The following is a 10,132-nucleotide window of genomic DNA, read 5'->3' as shown; positions in this document are numbered from 1 at the left end:
ACGTACACACTGATGGGACATGAATTTATGGGTATTGTAGAGGAAGTGGGATCTGCAATCACTAATTTAAAAAAAGGTGATCGTGTTGTCGTGCCTTTTCCAATTTCTTGCGGGAAATGTTTTTTCTGTACCCATGAGGCCTCACCGGCTTGTGACAGTTCAAATTACAAAAATTATGGTCCTGCTGGAAACGTTGCAGATCAGAAAGGTGGTGCGCTTTTTGGCTATACAGATCTGTATGGCGGTTATTCAGGGGGACAGGCGCAATATGTAAGGGTGCCTTATGCAGATATCAGCCCGAGAATCGTCCCTGAGCACCTAAGCGATGAGAAGGCACTGTTTTTAACTGATATATTTCCCACAGGTTGGTCTGCTATTGATTGGGCGCAACTCAAAGGTGGGGAAGTTGTAGCTATTTTTGGATCGGGCCCGGTAGGACTGATGGCCCAGAAGGCTGCCTGGATTAATGGTGCCAGTCGCGTCATTGCCATTGACCCATTAGATTATAGACTGGCAAAGGCAAAAGCCGTCAATAATGTTGATATCTTAAATCCCCATCATGTTGATGTTGTGGAAGCAATTCGTGAAATGACCGGGGGCCGTGGGGCAGACGTATGTGTTGATGCTGTTGGCTTTGAGCCGGAAAGATCTTTATTTGACAGGCTGAAGGCAACAATCAATTTTGAAAAAGGATCAATTAAGGTTCTTGAGTTATGCTTTGAGGCGGTGAGAAGAATGGGTACCGTATCGATCGTCGGAGTTTACGGTTCTCCTTATGATAATTTCCCGATGTATAGAATATTTGATAAGGGCATTACCATCAAACAGGGACAGGCTCCGGTACTGAATTATATTGATAAACTGATTGAACTGGTGAATGAGAATAAAGTTGTTCTGGACGATATCATCACACACACCCTTCCCCTTGAAGATGCTGCGCACGGCTATAAGATTTTTGATGAGAAAGAGGAGGATTGTGTAAAAGTTGTGCTCAAGCCGTAAGTGCTATGAAATCTTTTAGTGGGGCAGATAACTAAGATTGTTCTGCCCTTTAGATCACGGTGACAATTCCGTTCCGATTGTACGCTACGGTTAGTCTGACTAAAATTTAAAATAAATAAAACAGAAAAAATGGAAGAAAGTGAATCTCCCAATCCAAACGGGTACATCAGGTACTCAGACGACATTGAGGTCAAGCAGCCTAACGAAGATGAAGACAGCAGAGCTGTGGTCGAATCAATGGCAAGGGTAAACAAAATTATGTTTGAACGCTATCGTCATGCGATTCGTGATGCCCATGCAAAGAACCATGGTATATTGCGTGGGGAGCTGGAGGTCTATGATAATCTTCCTGAACACCTTGCTCAGGGCCTCTTTAAGCAACCAAAAAAATATCCGGTGATCATTCGTTTTTCTACCGCTCCGGGGATGATTGAGCCGGATAAAAAATCTTCCCAACGTGGAATGGCGATTAAAATCATTGGTGTAGAAGGGGAAAAATTTCTTCCTGAGGAGAAAAATGAACTGACTCAGGATTTTCTATTGGTTAATTATCCAATTATCCCTACGGGAACTGTCAAGGATTATCTTGATCAGCAGAAAAAGATTGAGGACTATATCAATACGCCGGATCTTTTTCAAACTGTTCAGGGAGCGATGTTGGTTGCAGGGCGGAAGATTAAAAACCTGCTTGGTCAGGAGGAGGAGCCAAATAATTTCAGCACTCCAGGTTCGCACATCCTGGGTGACCGGTTATTTTTCTATGGCTGCGATTCGTTATGGTGATTATGTAGCCAAGATTTCTATCGGGCCGAAGTCTGAAAATGTAGCTGCCCTTCACGGAAAAGATATGGATGAGCAACTCCAAAAAGATGAACCGGAAAGCTTTCTGACCACCATCGTGAAGAATTTCTTTAAGGATCAAACTGCGGTTTATGAGCTTTCGGCACAATTGTGTAAGGACCTGAAAAAAATGCCGGTAGAGGACGGTTCTGTACAGTGGATGGAAGAGGATAGCCCTTACCAGCCGATTGCGAGTTTAACCATCCTTCCTCAGGATACTTTTAGTCCGCAAAGACGGGTATATGGTGATGATGTATTAAGTTATAATCCATTTCACTGCCTTCCTGCTCACCGACCGCTGGGTAATATCATGAGGGTTCGCAGGTTAGCTTATGAAACTTCCTCAAAATACCGTCATCATATGAATGCTGCGCCAAGGGTCGAACCCAGAAGCATTGATGAGCTTCCGGATTAATTTTTAATAGGGTAGTCAACAATTACCATCAGTCTCAATCTTCAGGCCATCCTGCTAGAAGATTGAGATTTCTATTTGTTTTTATCTTTTCTTTGGAGTAAAAGGTTGTTTTACTTTTTCCATTTGTGAGGAGCTCTGATGCTGCTACTTTCTGGAGTTCAAGTTCAACAAGATCTGAAAAACCTGACTTTCATTAATGTGTTGAAGCAAGATCATCATGTGTTCATCGGCATGCCTACGGTAAAGGTAAATCTGCGTCACTGAGGGCCTTCTATGCTTTCCTCGATCTGTTCTTGAAATCCTGGCTCCTACGGTTTCATAATAACTGTTGAAGGCATAGTTATAACCGTAACCGAAATTCTGGGAATCTAAGAAGGTGAATGGTTTTCGATCCGTCCCCGGCGTCAAGTTCGATCAAGTCGAAGGGGCCTTTCCCAATAAGGCTGGCAAGATCAGCGATTTTGTTCTGAAAGATGTCCAGTTCTGATTTGGTGAGATAGTATTCAGGAAGCTGCATAATCTGTTGAAAAAGCGCATCGCCGGTTTTATCATAAAAGTATTTAGATGCAAGTTTTTTTGGGTAAGCAGAAAGACCAGCTTTTACATCTTTCGAAAACTCCCGCTCTGCAGCCTCAATTTTATTAGGTTGAGATAGCAATCCCGGTTCCAGACCTGACGTCATTGTTTTATTATTAATTAGGTTGTGATCACAATTTTTCCACCTCCGGCATTGCTTTCCATAAACTGGTGTGCTTGAACGATTTGATCGAGATGGAATATTTTTTTAATTGGCGGGATGATTTTGCCTTGTTCAATCTGTTTGATGAAATTTAGGAACGCTGCATGTTCTACCCGGATCTGTCCACTGTCGTAAACCGTTAAACTTACCGTGGCCGGAATATAACCCATTGGATCGAAGTCGCGAATGGACCATTGTTCGGACAGCATACCGGTCATACAAACTTTTCCAAATGCTGCCGTACAGGCCAGGGAATCTTTTAGGGTAGGTGTGCCCACAAGTTCCAGAACTTTATTAACCAAAGGTATTGACTTTTCTTTTAGTTGCTCAAAAAGATGCCCATTATCAATGAATACTTCGTCTGCTCCATTATCTTTTAACAAATTCATTTTGGATTGATCTCTGGTCGTTGAAATAACCCTGAGCCCTGCAAGCTTTGCGAGTTGTGCTGCAAGCAGGCCGACTGAAGAAGTTCCGCCCCTAATGAGCAGCGTTTCTCCTGCCTGTATTCCTAAAGCCAGATTGAGCGAGCCATGAGCGGTTTGGAACATCTCTGGTAAAGCACCCAGGATCTCCCAGGTCAAGCTGCTTTCAAATGGACTTAATATGTTTTTAGGTAGTATCGCATATTCTGCATAGCTGCCATCATATTGCCTGCCCATGCCACCCATAAAGGCTGCCACTTTTTCTCCGGGCTGAAAATCTCCGGAATGATCATTGATTACCTCTCCAACACATTCTATACCAAGTACCCTTGGAAAGCTTACATCCGGCGAAAAGCCCTTTCGCGTCATCAGTTCTGACCTGTTCAATCCGAAAGACCTGATCCTGACCAATACTTCGCCTTCTGCGGGTTTAGGTACTTTTCTCTCTTCAATACTGATATTTTCAGCACTGCCAGACTGATGGAGCACGGCTGCCTTCATGTTAGTGGAAGATAACATTGTTAAAAATGTAACGATAAATTTTCCAGGCGTTATCAATTTTCCTGTAGACGAAAAAATCCCTGCTCGTTTTTTCTATCGCTGCAGCTGAACCTGGTTTCCTTTGAGAAGTTGTTGCCTTTGCAATTACGGTCGCAAAATCATCGTCGATACTAATATCTTGAATTTCGAAAGCGATGTGAAATGCATTAGCGGCCAGAAAGATGTTTGCACTGGCTTCAAGTTGCTGCGAACTTAATGTTTCGAATCCTTGCGGCATAAATTTCCCGTCATCCGTAAAAAAGTCCTGAATCAAGGTGCCGTTTGCAGTATTCAGCGTAGCGGCAAATCCATCAATAGCTTGCCTCAATTGCTGTGTTTGATCTTGGTTTTTCATAGTGCTGTTAGTTAGTTTCTGCTTTGATAACCCCGGCTCTTAATACCCGGGTTTTTTATACAACCTTTCGATATTGGGTTTGATGTCGGTGTCATAAACTTTGTCCATCCATTCTTCCTGCGGAACCTCAATGATATCAATAGAGATTGCGGCTTCATTTTTTCCGGTGATGCTCACAATATTGTCGATGATGGCTTTTGTTAATTCTTGTTTCTGCGCTTCAGTTACGTCCGGATAGGTTTTGATAGTGATGTGTGGCATGTTGAGTTATAATGATGTTTTGAAATGGCTGGATTACCCAGCGTTGTCTGATGATTGCAAATCTCCGGAACTTCCGGGATATAAGGTTATGAACCAGTACAAGAAATATCATTGAACTAGTTTAAGGTTTTGTGCTTAAAATCGGGACAATCTTTAGGAGGATTTGTCATTATCCGTAAGAAAGTTTTGATGAATCCGTATTTTCCTATCTTTACAATATTAAATACAGAATGTTGTCACACTCAATAGCAATAAAGACTAACCATGCGCACGACATGTTAACCGGTTTTTTAACGGTATTTTTCCACTGGACAAAGAAGCTGCGGAGGCAGCGAAGCAGGTATTCAGCCTGCGTAACTATAAGCGCAAAGGCTTATTGCTTCAACAGGGCGACGTCTGCCGCTTTTACATTTTCGTGATCTCGGGTTGCTTAAAGCTTTATGCTGTAGATCATAATGCGATTGAACACAACCTTCAGTTCGCGGTGGAAAATCAGTGGATTGCGGATTTTAACAGCTTTTATGAACAAAGTCCAAGTAAGCTTTACATTGAAGCAGTTGAACCTTGTACAGTTTTGCAGATTGAACATGATGACCTGCTTCATCTATACACTCATTATCCCAGGTTCGACAGGAACTTTCGGATCGTAATAGAACGGAAATTCATTGAACTTCAGGATCGGGTATTGCAAAACATCAGCTACACAGCTGAGGAACGCTATCTGTTGTTCCAGAAGAACTACCCTGACCTGGTTCAGAGATTGCCTGGAACGCAGATCGCTTCTTACCTGGGGATCACTTCCGAGTTTTTAAGTAAGATCAAAAGGAAAATCATCGGGAGATAGCAGCCTGCTTATTTTTCCTTACTGTCACATTTCTGAAATACCCTTCAGTGCCTATATCTACCCACAAACCTAAGCTTCCTGTCTGGTTAGCGCCCATTTTCATTTTGTTAACGATAAAGTTAGGGTTTTGACTACCATTAATGTAAAGCTTTGTACTGTCACCTCTAACGACAACTTTCATTTTGATCCATTCATTTGGCGCAATATCGGCATAAGTCTCGAATTCTCCGGGATTGATTTTTCTGGAATGATTGAGCTTGAAATCCGGATATGAAAAATATTGCACAGATCGGTTTCTCCTGATTTGGTTTTCGGCAACCGCATTGGTCGGTCGAAGATAGATACCTTCAAATTTTGAATCATCACTATTGATGTGAAAGGCCAGTCCTATAAATGCCCTGGCACTATCGGGTGCGTTGGGCAACAATTTCCCCATGACTTCCAGTTCAACGGTTCCTTCACCGAAGTTAAAGTTCTTGATTTTTACATAGGTGGGTTCATCCACTTTGATAATCTCTGGTGACTTTACTATGCGTACCGCATTTTTCCCCTGCTGTCCATCAAAAGAAACCTGGACAAGGTGTGGAGAAAGATTTTCTTTTTTAAGCGAAATCTTTTGGGCATATGTAAATGAGGTACTCAAGGTAATCGTCAGGATCAAATTGGTGATGTTTTTTTTCATAGCTAGTGATTTTGAAATGCAAATTTCAGTAATCTACTTCGCAACTGTTAATAACATAGTTCAAGTAAAATTCTTAAACTATGACAAGAAGTTGCTAACCTGTGTTCTGTGGCGGGCTTAAATCAATGTATTCTTGCTAGATTCAATATGTGCCCGTGCCATTTTCTGGAATTCTTCCGGTGTTTGTCCGGTCTGTTTTTTGAAAAACCTACTAAAATACGGCCGATCGCTAAAGCCTAAGTCGTAGGCAATCTCCTTGATGGTGACCTCGCTGTGAATAATCTTCCGTTTAGCTTCCAATACAATCCGGTCATGAATGATCTGTGTGCCAGTTTTACTTAGTTTTTCTTTTAAAATCTGGTTGAGCCTTTTTGAACTTATGCCTAGTTTTCCGGCGTAGAAATCAATATTAGTTACCGACTGGAAATTGCTTTCTAAAAGCATCAAGAACTCATAAACCCTTTTTTGATGGATATCATGGGAGGTAAACTCAAGGTCCTTAACGGATATCAACTTTAAAAGAAGTACTTTGAGCAAGGCTTTCATTATTCCATAGTTGTGCTCCTTTTGATATTCACTTTCCATGATACTATAGATACTGCCAAGTGCTTTGGATGCATCCTCATCAAGCCTCAGGCAGGAGAACTCGCCTTGTACATTGAAAATACGGAATAGATCCAGCAGAAAATCCTTATCTTCTTCCTCTAGCATGGAACGCTTAAAGGAAATTAATTCTCCATTCTTCCCGGCTTTATTGAGTTGGTGAACCCTATATGGCGGAATCAGGTAAATCCAGTCTCCCTTAATCCTATAGGCCGGATCGGAAATTCCATGCAAGGGATCCTCATTCTTTAACCATACGATCTCAAAAAAATCCTTTCTACCGGGATCGTTCAGGTAGCTTGGTGGACAGTTATTTAGATTGCGTATGTAAAGCACTGCCTTTTCCAATCCAAGGGTATTTTCATCATTCATATTACAAAGATATATTGTTCACATTATTCTTATTGGACAAATGGATAATTATGGTGGACAATTCGGAAATGGGTAAATAAATGATGGATTATTATGACTTTTAATCTACCGAATTTCCAGATAGTACCCCTAAATGCGCTGTTTGTATAATGATAGGCTTCCCATCCAAACCTACCTTTGGACAGAGAAATAAGATTATGAACACAGAAGGAATTGAACTTGAAAGCCTGGATTTTCAGCGATTGAATTGGGAACTACAGATGAACGTGGATTTAGTGCTCGAGGAAAACCTGAAGCTTGCCAAGAATATAGATACCGAAAACCTCATCCCGCTGATCAATTCTATCCAGCACCTGGAGAGGATTTTTCTGATCGCGGCCGGTAGGTCCGGTTTTGCGCTTAGGGGAGCAGCAATGCGTTTGATGCATCTTGGACTTACCGTCTATTTTGTGGGTGACACGACCACCCCGTCAATCAAAAAGGATGACCTGCTTATTGTGGCCTCGGGATCCGGAACCACCGTATCAATGGTAAGGGCTGCCGAAAAAGCAATTTCGGTAGGAGCCAGAGTAATCGCAATTACGACTGCTCCGGAATCCGAGCTGGCAAAACTGGCGTGCCATACCGTACTCATACCCGCTGCAGGAAAACAGGACTTTGAGGGTGGAAAATCCAAACAATATGCAGGTAGTTTATTTGAGCAGTTCCTTTTTCTATTAATGGATGCAGTTTTTCAGTCGCTGTGGAAAATGGACGGAACTCCGGCAGAAGTACTTTGGGAGCGGCACGCAAACCTTGAATAATAATAAATAATAAAATAAATACAAATCATAAATAAATACAATCATGGCAAAATTACAAGTAGCAATAGATTTATTAACAACTGAAGAAGCATTGGCATTGGCAGCAAAAGTTGCTCCATATGTAGATATCATCGAACTGGGAACCCCATTGATCAAAAATATGGGATCAACAGTCATCACGGCAATGAAAAATGCACATCCGGACAAACTGGTTTTTGCTGATTTAAAAACCGCTGATGCAGGACAACTGGAAGCGGATATCGCATTCAAGGCAGGTGCAGATTTAGTAACGGTTATGGGCGCTGCTGGAAATGCGACAATCATCGGTGCAGTTAAAGCAGCAAAAGCACACGGCAAAGGGGTTGTAGTCGATACGATTGGCTATCCTGACCGCGTAAAGAGAGCACAAGAAGTAATTGAGTTAGGTGTTGAGTTTGTTGAACTGCATGCTGGACTTGATGAACAGTGGACAGCTGGTTATTCAATTCAGGTTTTGATTGATGAGGCTGCGAGAGCTGGTGTGCCGGTTTCAATTGCAGGAGGGGTAAACATCGGTAATGTAGCCGCAGTAATTAAAGCTGGTGCTCAGGTTGCTGTGGCAGGCGCAGCAATTTATGGCGCTGAAGATCCAGCGGCAGCAGCAAAAGCACTTCGTGAGGTTATCGATGCCGTATAAGGTTTATTATAAGCAAAAAAGGAGTTCTTCGGAGCTCTTTTTCGTTTGAACATAGCTTTCTTCATCCTGATGATAGATTTCAACCAGTACAACTTTTTACAAAGCATAACCTCTTTTGGAGTATTTATACAGATTCGTGTTTCAGTTGACAAGGCTTTCTTCTGATCAAAATACATCCAGCTATGATTTTTCCGTTTTGTAAAACGAATAACTAACTTATCTTAAGCTTTTTTGCTATCATTGATCAATTGCTTTCGGTGCTTTCATATGTAATTCCGAATTGTCGATAACGATACAAAAATTATTTAAAGACAGTTAAATAAAATCATCCGCACTTCAGCAATATGCTCAATGCGGATGCTTTCAATACTTTCAGCGCAAAAGCACATTCAAAATCAGAAATCGATTCGCTCAAAAAAACATATCAACGCTTACAACAATGAGGTGTTAGTTGCTAAAACTAAGAAAACTTTTCCGTTTGTTCGATTAAGTTCTTTATAATCTCTGCCGTTGAATGTTCTTTAATTTCACTGATAGATTGTCTCATCCAGAGGTTTAAAAACTCTGGATTTCTTTTGAGTTTAGCCACTCGTCGTAATTCGCCTGTAACATCGGGTTTTTACAAACTTTATGTTTAATTAAATAGAGCTAATATGAAAAAAATCCTGATTTCTGTTAATTTCTATGCAGCGGCAGAGGACATAGCTGATTTCGCAACTGATGTTCCCTAAAGTATTTGTATCAGTGTAGAATTGGTGAATGTTTTTCAGGTTACTGAGTTTTCTCCTGCAGCCACATCTCTGGTATGGCCGCCTGAAAAGTATAAGCTTATAAAAGATGTGCTCATCACCGAAGTTAATTAGCTATCTTATTAGTAACTGGCTTTACAGAAACATACCCTTTCTCATAAAATCTATCAACACGAACACATGCGAAAACTCTACATATCAACTTGAATTTAATTGCATTCATAACTGACATCTTATTTTTTTTATCAACGTCTACTCTACGCCTGTAATATGCTTTAATGCCAGAATCATGTCCAATACATGTTCTTACTCCATTGTGAAGCAATGATTTAATCCGCTTATTTGCTAAAGGAGAAACTCTAGCCCTTTTTTTAACACTTGTCCCAGAATCATGTTCAAACGGTGCCACACCACAATAAGATGCAAATGTCCTTGCAGTTTTAATTGTTTTGAACTCATTCGTATGTATTAGGATTTGTAAAGCAGTTACTTCGCCTATACCCATTACAGAAAGCATAATCTTCATAAGTCGGTTACAATGATCATCATTTGTATAAAGCGCTTTGATCTTTATATCAATATTTCTTATCAATTGCTCAATTTGAATAATTGAGGGATTGCATAGGTTGATATTTGTTAAAGATATCGCTGGATCAACAAAGTTAATATCTTCATTCAACGGGGTGGTTATGATAACACCAACCTTCACCATTCTTTCCCTTAATGTTGATAAGCTACTGAGCTCATCTATAATCTTTCTGTGAGGTACCCACAGTTTCAATTCCTGAAGGTTCTTGATAAGATATCTGGCGATTCGAGCAGCATC

The 10,132-nt window shown here is 41.0% G+C and carries 13 protein-coding genes; 6 read left to right on the top strand and 7 right to left on the bottom strand.

Annotated features, from left to right (window positions below; translation table 11 throughout):
- The 3 genes from ON09_RS19605 to ON09_RS25715 all read left to right on the top strand — a co-directional run.
- On the top strand, window positions 1-1,002 hold a 1,002-nt coding region (locus ON09_RS19605; protein WP_010602770.1), incomplete at its 5' end, for a zinc-binding dehydrogenase.
- 129 nt (window positions 1,003-1,131) lie between these two features.
- Window positions 1,132-1,785: a catalase gene (locus ON09_RS25720; protein ID WP_202947171.1), complete on the top strand. Its 654-nt coding sequence runs from the start codon at window positions 1,132-1,134 to the stop codon at window positions 1,783-1,785.
- Window positions 1,763-2,257 carry a catalase family protein gene (locus ON09_RS25715; RefSeq protein ID WP_202947170.1) on the top strand — a complete coding sequence of 165 codons (495 nt, stop codon included), beginning with the start codon at window positions 1,763-1,765 and terminating at the stop codon, window positions 2,255-2,257. Before ON09_RS25720 ends, ON09_RS25715 begins: the two co-directional genes overlap by 23 nt.
- Before the next feature lie 340 nt (window positions 2,258-2,597).
- Here the strand turns inward: ON09_RS25715 and ON09_RS19595 are convergent, their stop codons facing one another.
- The 4 genes from ON09_RS19595 to ON09_RS19580 are packed head-to-tail and all read right to left on the bottom strand — an operon-like array spanning window position 2,598 to window position 4,577.
- A complete protein-coding gene (locus ON09_RS19595) occupies window positions 2,598-2,939 on the bottom strand; it encodes an L-histidine N(alpha)-methyltransferase (RefSeq protein ID WP_010602769.1) in 342 nt (113 codons plus the stop codon).
- A 14-nt stretch (window positions 2,940-2,953) separates the two neighbouring features.
- Window positions 2,954-3,940: a zinc-binding dehydrogenase gene (locus tag ON09_RS19590; protein WP_238533753.1), complete on the bottom strand. Its 987-nt coding sequence runs from the start codon at window positions 3,938-3,940 to the stop codon at window positions 2,954-2,956.
- Window positions 3,924-4,316: a YybH family protein gene (locus tag ON09_RS19585; RefSeq protein ID WP_010602767.1), complete on the bottom strand. Its 393-nt coding sequence runs from the start codon at window positions 4,314-4,316 to the stop codon at window positions 3,924-3,926. The genes ON09_RS19590 and ON09_RS19585 overlap by 17 nt, the downstream gene beginning before the upstream one ends.
- A 39-nt stretch (window positions 4,317-4,355) precedes the next feature.
- Window positions 4,356-4,577, bottom strand: coding sequence for a tautomerase family protein (locus ON09_RS19580; RefSeq protein ID WP_010602766.1), 222 nt, complete (start codon window positions 4,575-4,577; stop codon window positions 4,356-4,358).
- A 298-nt stretch (window positions 4,578-4,875) separates the two neighbouring features.
- On the opposite strand from ON09_RS19580, the gene ON09_RS19575 reads away from it, so the two are divergent.
- Complete coding sequence (locus ON09_RS19575; protein ID WP_039842970.1) at window positions 4,876-5,421, top strand: Crp/Fnr family transcriptional regulator; 546 nt, start codon at window positions 4,876-4,878, stop codon at window positions 5,419-5,421.
- Here the strand turns inward: ON09_RS19575 and ON09_RS19570 are convergent.
- Window positions 5,408-6,103, bottom strand: coding sequence for a family 16 glycoside hydrolase (locus tag ON09_RS19570; RefSeq protein WP_010602764.1), 696 nt, complete (start codon window positions 6,101-6,103; stop codon window positions 5,408-5,410). The genes ON09_RS19575 and ON09_RS19570 overlap by 14 nt on opposite strands.
- A gap of 117 nt (window positions 6,104-6,220) precedes the next feature.
- Complete coding sequence (locus ON09_RS19565) at window positions 6,221-7,078, bottom strand: helix-turn-helix domain-containing protein (RefSeq protein ID WP_010602763.1); 858 nt, start codon at window positions 7,076-7,078, stop codon at window positions 6,221-6,223.
- A gap of 197 nt (window positions 7,079-7,275) precedes the next feature.
- On the opposite strand from ON09_RS19565, the gene hxlB reads away from it, so the two are divergent.
- Both hxlB and hxlA read left to right on the top strand, forming a co-directional pair.
- Window positions 7,276-7,881, top strand: coding sequence for a 6-phospho-3-hexuloisomerase (gene hxlB, locus ON09_RS19560; protein WP_051010242.1), 606 nt, complete (start codon window positions 7,276-7,278; stop codon window positions 7,879-7,881).
- Between the two features lie 43 nt (window positions 7,882-7,924).
- Window positions 7,925-8,557 (top strand): 3-hexulose-6-phosphate synthase, encoded by a 633-nt coding sequence (gene hxlA, locus ON09_RS19555; RefSeq protein WP_010602761.1) that lies wholly within the window; start codon window positions 7,925-7,927, stop codon window positions 8,555-8,557.
- Window positions 8,558-9,412: 855 nt separating this feature from the next.
- On the opposite strand, the gene ON09_RS19550 is transcribed toward hxlA, so the two are convergent.
- Window positions 9,413-10,132, bottom strand: a 720-nt coding sequence (locus ON09_RS19550; protein ID WP_010602760.1) for a transposase, incomplete at its 5' end; no start/stop codon positions are given.

This window comes from Pedobacter agri PB92 (assembly GCF_000258495.1).
Taxonomy (GTDB): domain Bacteria; phylum Bacteroidota; class Bacteroidia; order Sphingobacteriales; family Sphingobacteriaceae; genus Pedobacter; species Pedobacter agri.
Note: the sequence above shows the minus strand (reverse complement) of the source record. Positions and strands in the feature narration are given on the sequence as shown.